Consider the following 19,559-nt stretch of genomic DNA (forward strand, 5'->3'; position numbering starts at 1 on the left):
ACGCCCGACTGTACGCCGCGAAAAGTCCATAAAAAAAGGCCCCGCAGGGCCTTTTGTCGTCATGAAATGACCTTAGAACTGGTAAACCAGACCCAGTGCGACGATATCGTCAGTACCGATACCTGCAGCGCGGGTGAAGTCATTGTCGTCCAGCAGGTTGATTTTGTAATCAACATAGGTGGACATGTTTTTGTTGAAGTAGTAAGTCGCGCCCACATCAACGTATTTCAGCAGATCTTCGTCGTCGTAGTTACGGCCGTTAACAGTTCCCAGGTTTTTGCCTTTGGACTGCAGGTAAGCCACGGACGGACGCAGGCCGAAGTCGAACTGATACTGCGCAACCACTTCAAAGTTCTGCGCTTTGTTTGCCCAGCCAATGTCGCCCGCACGCGTTGCGTTGTAAGTCTGGGTGTACTGTGCCGCCAGGTAGATGTTGTTGGCGTCGTATTTCAGACCGCCGGTGTAGGTTTCAGCGCGATCGCCGTTACCAATGTAAATGCCGTTGTTCTGCTCATCCGTACGTTTGGAGCTGGTAACTGCCGCACCCAGACCGAAGCCTTCGCCCAGATCGTAAGTGACAGAACCGCCAACGCCGTCGCCGTTCTGGCGCAGGGCTTCACGACCATTGTTAGTAATGCCGGTCATACCTTCGCCGGACGGGCTGCCGTTTTTACCCTGGTACTGAACCGCAACGTTCAGGCCATCAACCAGACCGAAAAAGTCAGTGTTACGGTAGGTCGCGAAACCGTTACCACGTTGCTGCATGAAGTTGTCAGAACCGTAGGTGTCACCACCGAATTCCGGCAGTACGTCAGTCCAGGAGGTGACGTCATACGCCACGCCGTAGTTACGACCGTAGTCGAAAGAACCCGCATCGCCAAATTTAACCCCAGCGAACGCCACACGAGTCCAGGAGTTGTTTTCGCTTTCAGGCGCGTTACCCTGGATCTGATACTCCCACTGGCCGTAGCCGGTGATCTGATCGTTTACCTGCGTTTCGCCTTTGAAGCCGATACGCATGTAGGTCTGGTCGCCGTCAGCGCTGTTGTCATCGGAGAAATAGTGCAGACCGTCTACTTTACCAAACAGGTCTAATTTGTTGCCGTCTTTATTATAAATTTCAGCCGCATTTGCTGCGCCTGCTACCAGCAGAGCCGGTACCAGGAGGGACAGTACTTTAACTTTCATGTTATTAACCCTCTGTTATATGCCTTTATTTGCTTTTTTATGCCACTGCATACTGATTAACCCTCATTAACCAGTCGGCAAGTTCATTCTCCGCAAAAATGCAGAATAATCCAACACGAATATGATACTAAAACTTTTAAGATGTTTCAGATATCCACATAGATGTTTCAAAACATTAACAAGAAGGAACTTTTTATATCGCTCTGAAAGTCAAGAAATAAGCACAAATGTACAAGAAATAATAAAAACCCTTTAAATACAATAAAATACATACAAATAAAACATAGCACTGAATGACAAAACAAAATCGTCACTCACAACTAAAATAATCTCGCTATCATCATTAACTTTATTTATTACCGTCATTCATTTCTGAATGTCTGTTTACCCCTATTTCAACCGGATGCTTCGCATTCGGTTTTTTTTTACTTTTCTTTACACTCTCTTTCTGTTTATGTGCTACCGCATAAAAACAATCACCACAATCAATCATTCCGCTTCGTTTATTTCCTGAATGATATTCATAAACATTTTCTTGTTAATTAGTGCTATTTATCGCACAGCATCGGGTGATATTTGTACGACGCCTGTCGGGTTGTACACGTTTAACGCAAGCCGTTCGTTTCCCGTATATTCCGTGAATAGCGCTGTTCATCCGACGCGACGAGAGTGTGGAAATCTACGGCGTAGCCTTTATACTGCCCTATCACCTTTTGCGTTGCTTTACAGGTCATAACCACGAATGAGTCAGTCTGAAACCACGGCTACATCCCGCTTCTCCCTCCTGCCAGGAAGCATCACCCGCTTCTTTTTATTACTGATCATCGTACTGCTGGTGACGATGGGGGTAATGGTGCAGAGCGCGGTGAACGCATGGCTGAAAGATAAGAGCTATCAGATTGTCGACATTACCCATGCCATCCATAAAAGGGTGGATACCTGGCGGTACGTGACCTGGCAAATCTATGACAACATTGCCGCCTCCACCAGCCCTTCCACTGGCGAAGGATTGCAGGAAACACGGCTGAAGCAGGATGTTTACTATCTCGAGAAACCGCGCCGTAAAACGGAAGCGCTGATCTTTGGCTCGCACGACAGCGCCACGCTGGAAATGACCCAGCGCATTTCGACCTATCTCGACACCCTCTGGGGGGCGGAAACGGTGCCGTGGTCAATGTATTATCTCAATGGTCAGGATAACAGTCTGCTCCTCATCTCCACGCTGCCGCTGAAAGACCTCTCGTCCGGATTTAAAGAATCCACTATTGGCAATATCGTCGACTCCCGTCGGGCGGAGATGCTTCAGCAGGCCAACGCGCTGGACGAGCGGGAGAGCTTCTCCTCGCTGCGGCGTCTGGCATGGCAGAACGGGCACTATTTTACCCTGCGTACCACGTTCAACCAGCCGGGACATCTGGCGACCGTGGTCGCGTTTGACCTGCCGATCAACGATCTCATCCCGCCCGGTATGCCGCTGGACAGTTTCCGCCTTGAGCCGGATACCACGCCCGCGACCACGCGAAATAATGAGAAAGAGTCGCCGGACAGCGTCAGCATCAGTTTTAACAGTTCAAAAATTGAAATTTCATCTGCGCTGAATTCAACGGATATGCGCCTTGTCTGGCAGGTGCCGTTCGGTACATTGCTGCTCGACACCCTGCAAAATATTCTGTTGCCGCTGTTGCTGAATATCGGCCTGCTTGCACTGGCGCTGTTTGGCTATACCACTTTCCGTCATCAGCCGGGACGTTCAACAGAGGTTGCGCCCAACACGGCGGCGAATAATGAGTTGCGGATCCTGCGCGCCATCAATGAAGAGATCGTTTCCCTGCTGCCGCTGGGATTGCTGGTGCACGACCAGGAGGCCAACCGAACGGTGATCAGCAACAAAATTGCCGACCATCTGCTGCCGCATCTGAACCTGCAGAATATCACCAGCATGGCAGAGCAGCATCAGGGGGTGATCCAGGCGACGATCAATAACGAACTGTACGAAATCCGTCTGTTCCGCAGTCAGGTTGCGCCGCGTACCCAAATCTTCATCATCCGCGATCAGGATCGTGAAGTGCTGGTGAATAAAAAACTGAAACAGGCGCAGCGCTTGTATGAAAAAAATCAGCAGGGGCGCATCGCCTTCATGCAAAATATCAGCGATACGCTGAAAGAGCCGGTCAAAACCCTGGCCGACGAGATTGCTCAGGTCGCAGCGCCCGACTCGCAGAAGCTGGCCACTCAGGCTGACGTGCTGGTTCGCATGATTGATGAAATCCAGTTGGCGAACATGCTGGAAAACGATGCCTGGAAAAGTGAACCGACCCGATTCTCGGTGCAGACGCTGATTGATGAAGTGGTGCCGGAAGTCCTGCCGGCAATGAAGCGGAAAGGGCTGCAACTGCTGATCAACAACCGTCTGAACGCTAACGACGAGCGCCATGGCGACCGTAACGCGTTGCGCCGTATATTAATGCTGTTGATGCAGTATGCTGTCACCACCACCCAGATCGGCAAAATCACGCTTGAAGTTGATCAGGATGAATCCGTGGCGGAGCGCTTAACCTTCCGCATCCTGGACACCGGTGAAGGCGTGACGCTGAGCGAAATCGATAATCTGCATTTCCCGTTTATCAGCGAAACGCAGAAAGACCGGTATGGTAAAGCGAATCCCCTCACCTTCTGGTTGTGCGATCAACTGGCGCGCAAGCTGGGCGGACATTTGAATATCAAAGCGCGAGATACGCTGGGTACACGCTATACGGTCCATGTTAAAATGACGCCGTTGGATCAGCATGTAGAATACGAGGAGCGTCTGCTGGATGATGTCAGCGTAATGATTGACGTGACCTCTAACGAGATTCGCACCATCGTGCTTCGCCAGTTAGAAAACTGGGGAGCCACCTGCATCACGCCGGACGAAAGACTCATAAGTCAAGAATATGATCTCTTTTTAACGGATAATCCGTCTAATCTTACTGCTTCCGGCTTGCTTTTAAGCGATGATGAGTCAGGCGTGCGGAAAATAGGCCCCGGCCAGCTTCGCGTCAACTTTAATATGAGTAATGCTATGCAGGAAGCTGTACTACAACTAATAGAAGAACAGCTGGCGCAGGAAGATATTCCGGAATCCCCCTTGGGCGGCGATGAAAATGCCGAACTTCATGCCAGCGGTTATTACGCGCTATTTGTAGACACAGTACCGGATGATGTTAAGAGGTTGTATACTGAGGCGGCAACCAGCGATTTTGCTGCGCTAGCCCAAACGGCTCACCGCCTGAAAGGCGTGTTTGCCATGCTAAATCTGGTACCCGGCAAGCAGTTATGTGAAACGCTGGAACATCTTATTCGCGAGAAAGATGCTCCAGGAATAGAAAAATACATCAGCGACATTGACGCCTACGTCAAGAGCTTGCTGTAGCAAGGTAGCCTTATACATGAACAATATGAACGTAATTATTGCCGATGACCATCCGATTGTACTGTTCGGTATTCGCAAGTCACTTGAACAAATCGAGTGGGTGAATGTTGTCGGCGAATTTGAAGACTCCACAGCACTGATTAACAATCTGCCTAAACTGGATGCACACGTATTGATTACCGATCTCTCTATGCCGGGCGACAAGTACGGTGATGGGATCACGTTAATCAAATACATCAAGCGTCATTTCCCGAGCCTGTCGATTATTGTTCTTACCATGAACAACAACCCGGCGATTCTGAGCGCGGTACTGGATCTGGATATCGAAGGGATCGTCCTGAAACAGGGCGCGCCGACCGACCTGCCGAAAGCGCTCGCGGCGCTGCAGAAAGGGAAAAAATTTACGCCGGAAAGCGTTTCCCGTTTGCTGGAGAAAATCAGCGCGGGCGGTTATGGAGACAAGCGCCTCTCACCAAAAGAGAGTGAAGTGCTGCGTCTGTTTGCCGAAGGTTTCCTGGTGACCGAAATCGCCAAGAAGCTGAACCGCAGCATTAAAACCATCAGCAGCCAGAAGAAATCAGCGATGATGAAACTGGGCGTCGAGAACGATATCGCACTGCTGAACTACCTGTCTTCTGTGACCCTGAGTCCGGCTGACAAAGAGTAATTCCTTTCCTGTGCAAAATGCCGGATAGCGCTACGCTTATCCGGCATTTTTTATGTCCGCGTTTTGCGCACCCGTTCGGCATAGACCGCAAGGGTTTGTTTCAGCACGTCCAGCGTCACCGGCTTAGACAAACAGCTGTCCATGCCCGATTCCAGGCAGCGCTGCTTCTCTTCCGCCAGCGCGTTCGCCGTCACCCCAACCACCGGCAGCGTCAGGCCAAGCTGACGAATACGTTGGGTCAGACGGTAACCGTCCATATTCGGCATGTTGACGTCGCTCAGCACAATATCAATGTGGTTTTTGCTCAACACATTCAGCGCATCCACACCGTCATTGGCCGTTTTGCACTGATAGCCCAGCGATCCCAACTGATCGGCCAGCAGGCGACGGTTGATCGGATGATCGTCCACCACCAGGATCATCATATCGTCGTTGGCGATCGCCACCTTTTCTGGCGCCGGTAACGAGGCTGTCAGTTCTTCATTGTCCAGCTCGACGCTGTAGATACGGGCCAGCAGCGCGGGCAGTTCATGCGGGGAGGCCACGCTGTGCACCCATTCCCCCGGCGATCTTTCGAGCGGAATACCAATGTGACGACGGCAGAATATCACCGCCGCTCTTCCCTGCCACGGCTGCTCCAGCGCATCGTCGGTGATCAGCAGGTCGTCGGCGGCGGGCGTCTGACCTTCATAACGGATCACGTCCATCCCGCCGCGCGTCAGGCTGTTCTCAACAAAGTGGCACAGCGAGGCGTTCCGCACCGCCAGCCAGCAGCGCGTGTTGACCAACCCGTCGAGGCTCTTCTTCGCCGGATACTGCGCGCCGTAGAGCGGAATACGCACCGTAAACTGGCTCCCCATCCCCGGCTCTGAATCCACCGAGATATCGCCGTCCATCATGCTGATCAGCTTTTCACAAATCGCCAGCCCCAGCCCGGTTCCCTGGAAATTGCGCTGCACCCCGGTGCCAACCTGGAAGAACGGGTCGAACAGACGTACGACCTCTTTCGCCGGAATACCAACGCCGGTATCGCGCACCCGAATACTCAGATAGTCATGATCACGCTGCACGTGCAGCACAATGCAGCCGATATCGGTGAACTTAATCGCGTTGCTCAGAAGATTGGAGATAACCTGCTGCAACCGCATTGGATCGCCATTCATCGCTACCGGCACGTCCGGCTCGATAAAGCAATAAAGACCGAGTTGCTTGCGCACCACCAGCGGCAAATAGTTGGCGGTGATGTGGCTCATCACCTCACGCGGGGAGAACTCTCGCGGCTCGATTTTCAGCTGCTCGGACTCAATCTTCGAGAAGTCGAGAATATCACTGATAATCTTCAACAACAGGCTGGAAGAGTTATTCATCGCCGTCACCAGGCGATCAACCCCTTTCGGCAACGCCTTGGTTTGCAGGAGATCGAGGTTACCAATGATACCGTACAGCGGGGTGCGCAGTTCATGGCTGACGGTTGCGAGGAACATAGACTTCGACTGGCTTGCCTGCTCCGCCGCCTGCGCCATCTCCTGTAAGGACTCTTCCATTTTGACGCGTGCGGAGACGTCCACCAGCACGCATATCGCCACGTTCTCGTTACGATAGCGGGAATGAACGAAGCTGATTTGCAAATTGGTGTTATTGCTGGTCAACACATCGACAAAATTCACCTGCTGTCCGCAGATGATTTGCGTCAGCCGCTGCCGATCCTCATGGGTGAGCATGTTCAGATAGGTGTGCGCCAGCTCGTTACTGAGAATGTTGACGCCGTCGACGGTACGCAGGATACAGATCCCAACCGGTGCCGAAGCCACAATTTTGCGGTTGAACTGTTCGTGCTCCTCCAGCCGCTGGGCGTCGCTTTCCGCCGGGATAAAAATTCGCCGCTCATACATTCTGGCGAGGGTAAACAGCGCGGCGCCAACCAAAACGTTCAGCAGAATGGCATTCAGAATTAACATCCGAATCCCCTCCAGCACCAGATCGACCGGTACCGAATAGACGATGCTGAGCGAGGATGGCGGCAGGTTTTTCTTCAGCACCAGCTCACGAAAACCGGGCGTATAGCCAAACCAGGAGCGTTCCTGCATCCAGCGAGGTTCAGCTTTAATGGTGGTTTCCGGCCCCGTCAGTGAGATGAGCGCATGACCATTTTCATCAAGAATGGTCACGCCCATCGGCAGGCTGCCGGGGGTAAAGAAATTTTCCATCCGGATCGCCTGCTCAACGCCCAGCAGGGCCTGCAGCCGGTTAGCCAGATATACGGGCGTCAGCGCGTAAAAGTAGCCGATACCCGGACGCGGCCCCTGCCCCACCCAGTAAAGGTTATTCCCGGAATCATCCTTCGGCGCGCTGCGGTATTTCATGATCCGTTCATGCAGCGTTTTCAGCGCATTGTCGCGCTCAACCGGCATATCGCGCAGGCCAAAATTCGCCATGCACAGATTATCGCTGCCAATCAGGAACACGCGGTTAAGATCGTACGCCGCGGAGAAGTTATCCCGCCAGTAGCGCATAAACCAGGCCAGCGACTCCAGCGATCCGCGCCAGGCGTTGCCCATCGCCGCGCAGTCCGAGTCGGCAAACAAGGGCTCAAAGGTTGGCACGACGGTTTTATCATCGCGGGTGCGTGAAGAAAGTACCCCGTTCTCCGCCGTCAAACGATTCTCGGCAATGTACTTTAGCTCCTTCATCACGTCCGACGTACGCTGAATATAGCGCTGGGCCTGATCGGAACTGAGATTAAACTCCTGACGAATCTCGGACTCCCGCTGATGCAGCGCGTTGACAATGTAGAACACCGAAGCAAAGGCGATTAACAGCCATATCAACAGCGCCAGCGCTCTGAACAGGTAGCGCGAGATTTTCAGGGTTGTACGAAAGGAAGCCAGGTATTTCAAAGGGGCAAAGCTCCGCCTGAGGCGATAAATAGAGTGTGGTTAAGGTAGCGGTAAAAGTGCGATGTCGCAATCCTCACGCCCCTCTTTGCCGGAATATGATACACCGCTGAGAAACCTTTTGCGCAACTGCGGATAATTGGCGTTTACCTGAAAAGGGTAACAGGGATGCCAGAATGCGTTTTTTAAGGGGTTTCTATCCGCGACGCTTGCGCAATCAAATGATTCTGATGGCTATCCTGATGGTCATCGTGCCAACGGTGTCGATTGGTTATATCGTCGAAACCGAAGGACGTTCAGCGGTCTTAGCGGAAAAAGAGAAAAAATTGTCCGCCGTCGTTCATCTGCTCGACCAGGCGCTGGAAGAACGTTTTTTCCACTTCAGCACATTGCCGCGCGATGCACGCATCCAGGCGCTGAATGCGGAACTTGGCCCGATTACCGAGCGAATCACGCAAGCGTTTCCCGGCATCGGCGCGGGCTATTATCACAAAGCACTGGATGCGATCATTACTTATGCCCCTTCCGCGCTGTATCAGAACAATGTTGGCGTGACCATTGCTGCCGATCATCCCGGTCGTGACGTAATGCGTAGCAACACCCCTGTGGTCTTTTCCGGTCGCCAGGTTCGTGGGGATATTCTCAATTCAATGATCCCTATCCGACGAGACGGCGAAGTTCTGGGTTATATCTGGGCCAATGAGCTCACAGAAGATATCCGACGTCAGGCATGGAAGATGGACATGCGCATTATTGCGGTACTGGTGGCGGGGCTGCTTTGCAGTCTGCTGCTGATAGTCCTCTTCTCCCGACGTCTCGGCGCCAATATCGACATCATTACCGATGGTCTGTCGACGCTGGCGCATAAAACGCCCACCCAACTTCCCAATCTCCCCGGCGAACTGGGGCAAATTAGCCGCAGCGTTAACGCACTGGCGCAAACGTTACGCGAAACCAAAACGCTCAACGATCTGATTATTGAAAACGCCGCCGACGGAGTCATCGCCATTGATCGCCAGGGGGATGTCACCACAATGAACCCTGCGGCAGAAGCCATTACCGGTTATACACTCAGTGAACTTGTCGGTCGGCCCTATGCGACACTCTTCTCCGACCCGCACTTCGCCAGCCCGGTGCTTGATACTTTGGCGCACGGCACAGAACATCTGGCGCAGGAAGTGAGTTTCCCGGCGCGTGACCGTACCATTGAGCTCAGCGTCACCACCAGTCGCATTCATAATGCCAATGGTGAACTGATTGGCGCGTTAGTGATTTTTTCCGACCTGACCGCGCGCAAAGAGTCCCAGCGCCGCCTTGCACAAACCGAACGGCTGGCCACGCTGGGCGAGTTAATGGCCGGCGTGGCGCATGAGGTCCGTAACCCGCTTACCGCTATTCGTGGTTATGTACAGATTATTCGCCAGCAACTCACCCTCCCCATACACCAGGAATATTTGTCCGTTGTGCTAAAAGAGATTGATTCTATTAATAAAGTGATTCAGCAACTTCTCGATTTTTCCCGACCGAGACAAAGCCAGTGGCAGCGGGTTCAGCTCAACACGTTGATTGAAGAGACGTTAATTCTGGTCAAAACCTCCGGTGTACAGGCGCGGATTGCCTTTAATTGTGAACTTAACCGGGAACTGCCCGCCATCATTGCTGACCGTGAACTATTGAAACAGGTCATCCTCAATATTCTCATCAATGCCGTGCAGGCGATTAACGCGCGCGGTGAAATCCGGATTCGTACCTGGCAATACGCCCCTTCGCAGCAGGCAGTATCGATTGAAGATAACGGCTGCGGGATTGATATCGCGCTACAGAAAAAAATCTTTGATCCGTTCTTCACCACCAAAGCGTCAGGAACCGGTCTTGGACTTGCGCTTAGCCAGCGCATCATCAATGCCCACCAGGGAGACATTCGCATCAGCAGCATGCCGGGATGCGGCGCGACCTTTACCCTCATTTTACCGATTAATCCGCAGGGAAACTTGTTAGTATGAAAACCCGCTACCGAATCCTTATCGTGGATGATGAAGACAACGTTCGTCGTATGCTCACCACCGCGTTTTCCCTTCAGGGACATGAAACCCGCTGCGCCAGTAATGGCGAGGAAGCCTTGCAGCAATTTGCCGACGAGCCGCCGGACGTGGTGTTGATGGATATCCGCATGCCGGAAATGAACGGGCTCGACGCATTAAAGGCGATGCGCGCCCGCCAACCACGTATCCCCGTTATTTTGATGACGGCATATGCCGAAGTCGAAACCGCAGTCGAAGCGCTGCGCAGCGGCGCGTTTGACTATGTCATAAAGCCCTTCGATCTTGATGAACTGCATTTATTAATTCAGCGGGCGCTGCAGCTTCAGGCGATGAGGCAAGAGATTCGTCGTCTGCATCAGGCGCTGAGTACCAGCTGGCAATGGGGACATATTCTGACCAACAGTCCGCGAATGATGGATATCTGCAAAGACACCGCCAAAATTGCCATGTCCCAGGCCAATGTGTTGATTAGCGGAGAAAGCGGTACCGGAAAAGAATTGATAGCCCGCGCCATTCACTATAACTCGCGGCGCGCCAACGGTCCGTTTATCAAGATCAACTGTGCCGCGCTGCCAGAGTCACTGCTGGAAAGCGAGTTATTTGGTCATGAGAAAGGGGCCTTTACCGGCGCCCAGTCCCTGCGTCAGGGACTGTTTGAGCGTGCTCATACGGGAACATTGCTTCTGGACGAAATTGGCGAAATGCCGCTAGTGTTGCAGGCAAAATTGTTGCGGATTCTCCAGGAGAGAGAATTCGAACGGGTGGGCGGACATCAGACCATTCAGGTCGATATCCGTATTATTGCCGCCACCAACCGGGACCTTCCGGCAATGGTGAAGGAAGGCGCCTTCCGCGAAGATCTCTTTTACCGGCTAAACGTCATCCATTTGCAGTTGCCTCCGCTGCGCGAGCGGCGGGAGGACATTGCGCTGCTTGCCAACCATTTTCTGCAAAAATTCAGTACTGAAAATCAGCGCGACATCATTGAGATCGACCCCACGGCCATGTCGATGCTGACCGCCTGGCCGTGGCCTGGCAATATACGTGAACTCTCAAACGTTATTGAACGCGCAGTGGTGATGAATACTGGAGCGGTAATTTTTGCCGACGATCTGCCCGCCCCGCTACGCCAGCCGGTAAGCAGCATAGCGGAGGTCAAAACCGCGCAGCCCGGCGAACGAAATTTAAAAGAAGAGATTAAGCGCGAAGAGAAGCGGATCATTATGGAAGTCCTTGAACAACAAGACGGTAACCGCACCCGTGCAGCCCTGATGTTAGGCATTAGCCGCCGCGCCCTGATGTATAAACTTCAGGAGTACGGTATCGATCCGACGGATCTTTAGTCCCGGAATTTGCTATGCAGAATTTTGCACAGTGCGCAATTTTCTGCATAGCTCCGTGCCTCACAGCATACGGAGCTTTTGCTATTTTTCGTTTTTATTCAGTCAGTTAATTTCAAAACCCCTCTCCTCCCAACTCTGGCATCCTGTTTGCAATTCCCGCTTCGTACCCAAAATGGAGTATGCAAAAGGGAAACATAATGAAAACAAAACTGATTACCTTACAGGACGCCGCCGAATTCTTTCGTGACGGCATGACCATCATGGTTGGCGGTTTTATGGGGGTTGGCACGCCCCCTCGCCTTATCGACACCCTACTGGAATCCGGCGTCAGGGATTTGACCCTTATCGCCAACGATACCGCTTTTGTCGATACCGGTATCGGCCCTTTGATTATCAATGGTCGGGTGAAAAAAGTCATTGCCTCGCACATTGGCACTAACCCGGAAACCGGACGGCGAATGATTGCTAAAGAGATGGATGTTCAGTTGGTCCCGCAAGGCACCCTGATTGAACAAATTCGCTGCGGCGGTGCCGGTCTCGGCGGTTTCCTGACCCCTACCGGCGTCGGTACGGTTGTCGAAGAGGGCAAACAAACCCTGACGCTCGACGGTAAGACCTGGCTGCTTGAGCGCCCACTGCGCGCCGATTTAGCGCTGATACGCGCGCATCGGGCCGATCCCCTTGGCAACCTGACCTATCAACTCAGCGCCCGGAATTTTAACCCGCTGATCGCCCTTGCCGCTGACATCACGTTGGTGGAACCCGACGAACTGGTTGCGACAGGCGATCTGCTGCCGGACCACATCGTTACGCCCGGCGCCGTCATTGACTATATCGTCATGCCACAGGAGAGCAAATAATGGATGCGAAACAACGTATTGCGCGCCGTGTGGCGCACGAACTTCGTGATGGCGACATTGTGAACTTAGGTATAGGCCTGCCAACGATGGTCGCCAATTACTTGCCTGCAGATATTCATATCACCCTGCAATCGGAAAATGGATTTCTCGGACTCGGGCCGGTGACAACCGCGCATCCGGACCTGGTGAATGCCGGAGGCCAACCTTGCGGAATTTTACCCGGGGCGGCGATGTTCGACAGCGCAATGTCATTCGCGCTAATTCGCGGCGGGCATGTGGATGCCTGCGTACTAGGCGGCCTTCAGGTTGACGAGCAGGCCAACCTCGCGAACTGGGTGGTGCCGGGCAAAATGGTGCCCGGCATGGGAGGCGCGATGGACCTGGTCACTGGCGCGCGTAAAGTCATTATTGCAATGGAACATTGCGCGAAAGACGGATCGGCGAAAATTCTCCGCCACTGCACGATGCCGCTTACCGCACAACATGCGGTACATATGCTGGTCACCGAACTGGCGGTATTCCGTTTTACCGATGGCAAAATGTGGTTGTGTGAAATCGCTGAAGACTGCGACCTGCAAACGCTGAGATCGAAAACCGAAGCGCACTTTGACGTGGCCGCCGACTTGTTGATCCAGCGAGGTGATGCATGATTGGCCGTATCTCGCGTTTTATGACGCGCTTCGTCAGTCGCTGGCTTCCCGACCCGCTGATTTTTGCCATGCTGCTGACACTGTTAACGTTCGGCATCGCGCTGTGGCTTACGCCGCAAACGCCGGTCGCCATGGTGCGCTTTTGGGGTGACGGTTTCTGGAATCTGCTGGCGTTCGGCATGCAGATGGCGCTGATTATCGTCACAGGCCACGCGCTGGCCAGCTCGGGTCCGGTGAAAAAGCTGCTGAGGACCGCCGCGTCCGCGGCTAAAACGCCCGCTCAGGGCGTTATGCTGGTCACCTTTTTTGGCTCTGTCGCCTGCGTGATCAACTGGGGCTTCGGCCTGGTGGTAGGCGCCATGTTTGCCAGGGAAGTGGCCCGTCGCGTACCCGGCTCTGACTATCCGCTGCTGATCGCCTGCGCCTATATTGGGTTTCTGACCTGGGGAGGCGGTTTCTCCGGTTCGATGCCCCTGCTGGCGGCGACACCAGGCAATCCGGTCGAACATATTGCCGGGTTAATCCCGGTCAGCGACACCTTGTTCACCGGCTTCAACATCTTCATTACGCTTGGTCTCATTGTGGTCATGCCTTTTATTACTCGCATGATGACGCCGAAACCCTCTGATGTGGTCAGCGTTGACCCAAAACTGCTGATGGAAGAGCCTGATTTCCAGAAGACCCTGCCGGCAGATGCGCCACCGTCAGAAAAGCTGGAAGAGAGCCGGATTCTGGCGCTGATCATCGGTGCGCTGGGTATCGCCTATCTTGGGATCTACTTTGCCGAGAAAGGGTTCAACATCACCATTAACACCGTCAATCTCATGTTTATGATTGCCGGTCTGCTACTGCATAAAACACCGATGGCCTACATGCGCGCCATTAGCGCCGCAGCGCGCAGCACCGCCGGGATTCTGGTGCAGTTCCCGTTTTATGCGGGGATCCAGTTGATGATGGAACACTCCGGACTCGGTGGATTGATCACTGAGTTTTTCATCAACGTCGCCAACAAAGACACGTTCCCGATCATGACCTTTTTTAGCTCTGCACTGATCAACTTCGCGGTGCCGTCAGGGGGCGGTCACTGGGTGATCCAGGGGCCGTTTGTCATACCCGCCGCACAAGCACTGGGAGCCGACCTCGGTAAATCGGTCATGGCTATCGCCTATGGCGAGCAGTGGATGAACATGGCGCAACCGTTCTGGGCGCTGCCCGCTCTGGCTATCGCCGGGCTTGGGGTCCGCGACATCATGGGTTACTGCATCACCGCCCTGCTGTTCTCCGGAATCATTTTTGTTATTGGTTTGACGTTGTTCTGACGGCAACCCTCACGTTTAAGGAACAGAAGATGAAAAATTGTGTCATCGTCAGCGCAGCACGTACCGCTATCGGCAGCTTCAATGGCGCGCTGGCCACTACCAGCGCAATCGAACTGGGGGCGACAGTCATTAAAGCAGCCCTGGAACGCGCACAGCTTGATCCTACTCGCGTGGATGAAGTGATTATGGGGAACGTGTTGCAGGCTGGTCTCGGGCAAAACCCGGCCCGTCAGGCGCTGCTAAAAGCGGGGCTAAATGAAACGGTTTGCGGCTTTACCGTCAACAAGGTTTGCGGCTCAGGCCTAAAGAGCGTCGCGCTTGCTGCTCAGGCGATTCAGGCCGGGCAGGCTCAGGCGATTATCGCAGGGGGAATGGAAAACATGAGCCAGGCGCCGTATCTCCTGGATGCAAAGGCCCGCTGGGGTTATCGCCTCGGCGACGGCCAGCTTTCTGACGTGATCCTGCGCGATGGCTTACTTTGCGCCACGCACGGCTATCACATGGGAATTACGGCGGAAAACGTGGCCAGCGAATATGGCATCAGCCGCGAAATGCAGGACGAACTGGCGCTGTTCTCTCAGCAGAAGGCGGTTGCCGCGATTAACGCCGGCGCGTTCGAGGCTGAAATCGTCCCTGTTAGCGTCACGTCGCGTAAGAAAACGGCGGTGGTGGAACGCGACGAGTTTCCTAAAGCGGACTGTACGGCGGATGGTCTGGCCGCGCTGCGTCCCGCCTTTGACAAGGCGGGTACGGTAACGGCCGGTAATGCTTCTGGGATCAACGACGGCGCGGCGGCGCTTATCGTCATGGACGAATCGGCGGCGCTGGCGGCAGGGATTAAGCCGCTGGCGCGGATCAAAGCCTATGCCAGCGGCGGCGTCGCCCCCGCGTTAATGGGGATGGGCCCCGTTCCCGCCACCCAAAAAGCGTTACAGCAATGTGGACTAGCGCTGTCAGATATTGACTTGATTGAAGCGAATGAAGCCTTTGCCGCGCAATTTTTAGCGGTCGGTAAAACGCTGGGGTTTGATCCGCAAAAAGTCAACGTCAACGGCGGCGCGATTGCGCTGGGCCATCCTATCGGCGCCAGCGGCGCACGTATCCTGGTGACGTTACTGCACGCGCTTTCAGCGAGAGATAAAACGCTGGGACTGGCGACGCTGTGTATTGGCGGCGGGCAGGGAATTGCCATGATCGTGGAAAGGATGAACTAAATAAAAAGGGCCGGAGAATATCCGGCCCTTCGCACTCAGCGGTGAGTCAATTACTCGTCTGCGTCATCCGCCGCATCGTCGTCGGTTTCCGCTTCCGGAGCGATGTCATCATCCCCTTCCGCGACGCTGCCGTCGATAGAATCCAGCTCTTCGTCATCCACCGGTTCAGCAACACGCTGCAGGCCCACGACGTTTTCATCTTCCGCAGTACGGATGAGGATCACGCCCTGGGTGTTACGACCCACCACGCTGATTTCCGACACGCGGGTACGCACCAGCGTACCGGCATCGGTAATCATCATGATCTGGTCACAATCGTCTACCTGCACCGCGCCAACAACGGAACCGTTGCGCTCGGTCACTTTGATAGAGATAACACCCTGTGTCGCACGTGACTTGGTCGGATATTCGTCCGCCGCGGTACGCTTACCGTAACCGTTTTGCGTCACGGTCAGGATCGCGCCTTCGCCACGAGGAATAATCAGCGAAACCACCTTGTCTTCGCCCGCCAGCTTGATGCCGCGCACGCCGGTCGCGGTACGGCCCATCGCACGGACGGCGTCCTCTTTAAAGCGCACCACTTTACCGGCGGCAGAGAACAGCATGACTTCATCGGAGCCAGAGGTCAGATCGACGCCAATCAGCTCGTCGCCCTCGTTCAGGTTCACCGCAATGATACCGGCGGAACGCGGGCGGCTGAACTCGGTCAGCGCGGTTTTCTTCACCGTACCGCTGGCGGTCGCCATAAAGACGTTCACGCCCTCTTCGTACTCGCGTACCGGCAGGATAGCGGTGATACGTTCATCAGCTTCTAACGGCAGCAGGTTAACGATCGGACGACCACGCGCGCCGCGACTCGCTTCCGGCAACTGGTAAACTTTCATCCAGTACAGGCGTCCACGGCTGGAGAAGCAGAGGATGGTGTCGTGGGTGTTGGCCACCAGCAGGCGGTCGATAAAGTCTTCTTCTTTAATGCGTGCCGCTGATTTGCCTTTTCCGCCACGGCGCTGGGCTTCGTAGTCGGTCAACGGCTGATACTTCACGTAACCCTGGTGCGACAGAGTCACCACAACGTCTTCCTGGTTGATCAGGTCTTCGATGTTGATGTCCGCGCTGTTGGCGGTGATTTCGGTGCGACGCGCATCGCCGAACTGATCGCGGATCAGCTCCAGCTCCTCGCGGATCACTTCCATCAGACGATCGGCGCTGCCCAGAATATGCAGCAGTTCAGCGATCTGCTCCAGCAGCTCTTTGTACTCATCGAGCAGTTTTTCATGCTCAAGACCGGTCAGCTTCTGCAAGCGCAGATCCAGAATCGCCTGAGCCTGCTGTTCAGTCAGATAGTACTGACCATCACGCACACCGAATTCCGGTTCCAGCCATTCCGGACGCGCAGCGTCATCGCCCGCACGCTCCAGCATCGCCGCCACGTTGCCCAGATCCCACGGACGCGCGATCAGCGCGGCTTTCGCTTCTGCCGGGGTCGGCGCGCGGCGGATCAGTTCAATGATCGGATCGATGTTCGCCAGCGCAATCGCCAACGCTTCAAGGATATGCGCGCGATCGCGGGCTTTACGCAGTTCGAAAATGGTACGGCGAGTCACCACTTCACGGCGATGGCGCACGAACGCGGAAATGATATCTTTCAGGTTCATGATCTTCGGCTGGCCGTGGTGCAACGCCACCATGTTAATACCGAAGGAGACCTGCAGCTGCGTCTGGGAATAGAGGTTGTTCAGAACCACTTCCCCAACCGCATCGCGTTTCACTTCAATCACAATGCGCATACCGTCTTTATCGGACTCGTCACGCAGTGCGCTGATGCCTTCAACGCGCTTATCTTTTACCAGCTCAGCGATTTTCTCGATCAGGCGCGCTTTGTTCACCTGGTACGGGATTTCATGAACGATAATGGTTTCGCGACCGGTTTTCGCGTCCGCTTCCACTTCGGCGCGCGCGCGAATGTACACTTTGCCGCGACCGGTACGGTAGGCTTCTTCAATGCCGCGACGACCATTAATGATCGCCGCAGTCGGGAAGTCCGGACCCGGGATGTGTTCCATCAGCCCTTCAATGCTGATGTCTTCATCGTCGATATAGGCCAGGCAACCGTTGATCACTTCCGTCAGGTTGTGCGGCGGGATGTTGGTCGCCATACCTACCGCGATACCGGACGAACCGTTTACCAGCAGGTTCGGGATCTTCGTTGGCATAACGTCAGGGATTTTCTCCGTGCCGTCATAGTTATCAACGAAATCTACCGTCTCTTTTTCCAGATCGGCCATCAGTTCATGGGCAATCTTCGCCAGACGGATTTCCGTATAACGCATCGCCGCAGCAGAGTCGCCGTCGATAGAACCGAAGTTACCCTGGCCATCCACCAGCATATAGCGCAGCGAAAACGGCTGCGCCATACGAACAATGGTGTCATACACCGCGGAATCGCCGTGAGGATGGTATTTACCGATTACGTCACCAACGACACGGGCAGATTTTTTATAGGCTTTATTCCAGTCATTGCCCAATACGTTCATGGCGTAAAGTACGCGACGGTGTACCGGCTTCAGGCCATCTCGGACATCCGGCAGCGCACGGCCAACAATGACCGACATCGCGTAATCCAGATAAGAGCTTTTCAGCTCCTCCTCAATGTTGACCGGTGTAATTTCTCTCGCAAGGTCGCTCATCTAACCGCTATCCCTCTACTGTATCCCGGATTCAAAGGTCGCAAATTATAACACAACCGCGCTGATTGAGGTAAACCTATCCCCTAAATACTTAAGCTGGCCGCGACCTGCTGTATGACCGGGATCTGCGCTTTATTCAGCGTGAATGCCTGATATACTCATTCGTCATGCCAAACAAGGAGTAATAACCCCGATGAATGCCGAAAAACAGCCGGTAAACCAGAACGTTGACCACGAAGAAATTGCCAAATTTGAAGCAGTCGCGTCGCGCTGGTGGGATCTGGAAGGCGAATTTAAGCCGCTGCACCGCATTAACCCGCTGCGCCTCGGTTACATCGCGGAGCGTTCCGGGGGTCTGTTTGGGAAAAAGGTGCTCGACGTCGGCTGCGGCGGCGGCATTCTGGCTGAAAGTATGGCCCGCGAAGGCGCCAGCGTTACCGGGCTGGATATGGGCTTCGAGCCGCTGCAGGTGGCAAAACTGCATGCGCTGGAAAGCGGTATTCACGTCGATTACGTGCAGGAAACCGTGGAGGAACACGCGGCGAAGCATGCCGGACAGTATGATGTGGTGACCTGCATGGAGATGCTGGAGCATGTCCCGGATCCGCAGTCGGTGGTTCGCGCCTGCGCACAGTTAGTCAAACCCGGCGGCGAAGTCTTTTTCTCGACGATTAACCGTAACGGTAAATCCTGGCTGATGGCGGTCGTCGGCGCAGAATACATTCTGCGAATGGTGCCCAAGGGCACGCATGATGTGAAAAAATTTATCAAGCCCGCCGAGCTGTTAGGCTGGGTGGACGAGACGGCACTGAAAGAACGCCATATCACCGGCCTGCACTATAACCCGCTCACCAACAGCTTCAAGCTGGGCCCAGGCGTTGACGTCAACTACATGGTGCACACCACGGCTAAAGCTGAGTAATCCCGTCGCCGGATGAGACGCTACGGCGTCCTGTCCGGCCTGCGGAAAAAATAAAAATCTGAAAAAATTGTGCCAGGTCATAAGAACTTTCTTCACCTTCGTTGAAGAAATCAGCACTCGATCAAATTATCTATTTTTTTTATGAATTATTGACATCCCCGCCAGGCCTTATAAGACGCGCACTTAGCCTTTCTTACCCTTTTGCAACCTCAATTTAACCTTAAAATCAACTCTTGTACTGAAAAGATTCCCTACTAGAATACTCACCATATAGCGTTTACTTTAACACCCACCCCCTACATATAGTATTTATCCACAGAGTTAGTCACAAGGTGGCGCTGTGGATAATGCGGGGGATATT

12 protein-coding genes are annotated in these 19,559 nt (G+C 54.0%); 9 read left to right on the top strand and 3 right to left on the bottom strand.

Annotation, left to right across the window (positions count from 1 at the left end; translation table 11 throughout):
- Positions 1 to 72 precede the first annotated feature (72 nt).
- Complete coding sequence (locus CSE01S_RS15970; protein ID WP_042290569.1) at positions 73 to 1,188, bottom strand: porin OmpC; 1,116 nt, start codon at positions 1,186 to 1,188, stop codon at positions 73 to 75.
- A 742-nt stretch (positions 1,189 to 1,930) separates the two neighbouring features.
- On the opposite strand from CSE01S_RS15970, the gene rcsD reads away from it, so the two are divergent.
- Both rcsD and rcsB read left to right on the top strand, forming a co-directional pair.
- Positions 1,931 to 4,600, top strand: a complete 2,670-nt coding sequence (rcsD, locus tag CSE01S_RS15975; RefSeq protein ID WP_042290571.1) for a phosphotransferase RcsD — start codon at positions 1,931 to 1,933, stop codon at positions 4,598 to 4,600.
- 16 nt (positions 4,601 to 4,616) lie between these two features.
- Positions 4,617 to 5,267: a response regulator transcription factor RcsB gene (rcsB, locus tag CSE01S_RS15980; RefSeq protein WP_042290573.1), complete on the top strand. Its 651-nt coding sequence runs from the start codon at positions 4,617 to 4,619 to the stop codon at positions 5,265 to 5,267.
- A 50-nt stretch (positions 5,268 to 5,317) separates the two neighbouring features.
- Here rcsB and rcsC read toward each other — a convergent pair whose 3' ends face one another.
- Positions 5,318 to 8,164 (bottom strand): two-component system sensor histidine kinase RcsC, encoded by a 2,847-nt coding sequence (gene rcsC / locus CSE01S_RS15985; protein WP_042290576.1) that lies wholly within the window; start codon positions 8,162 to 8,164, stop codon positions 5,318 to 5,320.
- A gap of 173 nt (positions 8,165 to 8,337) precedes the next feature.
- Between rcsC and atoS the strand changes: the two genes are divergently transcribed.
- The 6 genes from atoS to CSE01S_RS16015 all read left to right on the top strand — a co-directional run bounded on the left by atoS (position 8,338) and on the right by CSE01S_RS16015 (position 15,589).
- A complete protein-coding gene (gene atoS / locus CSE01S_RS15990; RefSeq protein ID WP_042290577.1) occupies positions 8,338 to 10,164 on the top strand; it encodes a two-component system sensor histidine kinase AtoS in 1,827 nt (608 codons plus the stop codon).
- The gene (gene atoC / locus CSE01S_RS15995; protein WP_042290580.1) at positions 10,161 to 11,546 is read left to right on the top strand and encodes an acetoacetate metabolism transcriptional regulator AtoC; all 1,386 of its coding nucleotides are present in this window, start codon (positions 10,161 to 10,163) and stop codon (positions 11,544 to 11,546) included. Before atoS ends, atoC begins: the two co-directional genes overlap by 4 nt.
- 197 nt (positions 11,547 to 11,743) lie before the next feature.
- Entirely contained in the window at positions 11,744 to 12,406 is a 663-nt protein-coding gene (gene atoD, locus CSE01S_RS16000; protein ID WP_042290582.1) for an acetate CoA-transferase subunit alpha, read from the top strand.
- Entirely contained in the window at positions 12,406 to 13,056 is a 651-nt protein-coding gene (locus tag CSE01S_RS16005; RefSeq protein WP_042290586.1) for a 3-oxoacid CoA-transferase subunit B, read from the top strand. The genes atoD and CSE01S_RS16005 overlap by 1 nt, the downstream gene beginning before the upstream one ends.
- Positions 13,053 to 14,375: a TIGR00366 family protein gene (locus CSE01S_RS16010; protein ID WP_042290590.1), complete on the top strand. Its 1,323-nt coding sequence runs from the start codon at positions 13,053 to 13,055 to the stop codon at positions 14,373 to 14,375. The genes CSE01S_RS16005 and CSE01S_RS16010 overlap by 4 nt, the downstream gene beginning before the upstream one ends.
- 29 nt (positions 14,376 to 14,404) lie before the next feature.
- Complete coding sequence (locus tag CSE01S_RS16015) at positions 14,405 to 15,589, top strand: acetyl-CoA C-acetyltransferase (RefSeq protein ID WP_042290593.1); 1,185 nt, start codon at positions 14,405 to 14,407, stop codon at positions 15,587 to 15,589.
- Positions 15,590 to 15,639: 50 nt separating this feature from the next.
- Here CSE01S_RS16015 and gyrA read toward each other — a convergent pair whose 3' ends face one another.
- Entirely contained in the window at positions 15,640 to 18,276 is a 2,637-nt protein-coding gene (gene gyrA / locus CSE01S_RS16020) for a DNA topoisomerase (ATP-hydrolyzing) subunit A (RefSeq protein ID WP_042290596.1), read from the bottom strand.
- 193 nt (positions 18,277 to 18,469) lie between these two features.
- Between gyrA and ubiG the strand changes: the two genes are divergently transcribed.
- The gene (gene ubiG / locus CSE01S_RS16025; RefSeq protein ID WP_042290598.1) at positions 18,470 to 19,198 is read left to right on the top strand and encodes a bifunctional 2-polyprenyl-6-hydroxyphenol methylase/3-demethylubiquinol 3-O-methyltransferase UbiG; all 729 of its coding nucleotides are present in this window, start codon (positions 18,470 to 18,472) and stop codon (positions 19,196 to 19,198) included.
- Positions 19,199 to 19,559 lie beyond the last annotated feature (361 nt).

The sequence above is a fragment of the Citrobacter sedlakii NBRC 105722 genome (genome assembly GCF_000759835.1).
Classification (GTDB): Bacteria; Pseudomonadota; Gammaproteobacteria; order Enterobacterales; family Enterobacteriaceae; genus Citrobacter_A; species Citrobacter_A sedlakii.

Coding starts and splice junctions, on each gene's coding strand:
- rcsB (WP_042290573.1), top strand. CDS start 4,617: ATGAACAATATGAACGTAATTATTGCCGATGACCATCCGATTGTACTG.
- rcsD (WP_042290571.1), top strand. CDS start 1,931: ATGAGTCAGTCTGAAACCACGGCTACATCCCGCTTCTCCCTCCTGCCA.
- CSE01S_RS16015 (WP_042290593.1), top strand. CDS start 14,405: ATGAAAAATTGTGTCATCGTCAGCGCAGCACGTACCGCTATCGGCAGC.
- ubiG (WP_042290598.1), top strand. CDS start 18,470: ATGAATGCCGAAAAACAGCCGGTAAACCAGAACGTTGACCACGAAGAA.
- CSE01S_RS16010 (WP_042290590.1), top strand. CDS start 13,053: ATGATTGGCCGTATCTCGCGTTTTATGACGCGCTTCGTCAGTCGCTGG.
- atoS (WP_042290577.1), top strand. CDS start 8,338: ATGCGTTTTTTAAGGGGTTTCTATCCGCGACGCTTGCGCAATCAAATG.
- atoC (WP_042290580.1), top strand. CDS start 10,161: ATGAAAACCCGCTACCGAATCCTTATCGTGGATGATGAAGACAACGTT.
- CSE01S_RS16005 (WP_042290586.1), top strand. CDS start 12,406: ATGGATGCGAAACAACGTATTGCGCGCCGTGTGGCGCACGAACTTCGT.
- gyrA (WP_042290596.1), bottom strand. CDS start 18,276: ATGAGCGACCTTGCGAGAGAAATTACACCGGTCAACATTGAGGAGGAG.
- atoD (WP_042290582.1), top strand. CDS start 11,744: ATGAAAACAAAACTGATTACCTTACAGGACGCCGCCGAATTCTTTCGT.
- CSE01S_RS15970 (WP_042290569.1), bottom strand. CDS start 1,188: ATGAAAGTTAAAGTACTGTCCCTCCTGGTACCGGCTCTGCTGGTAGCA.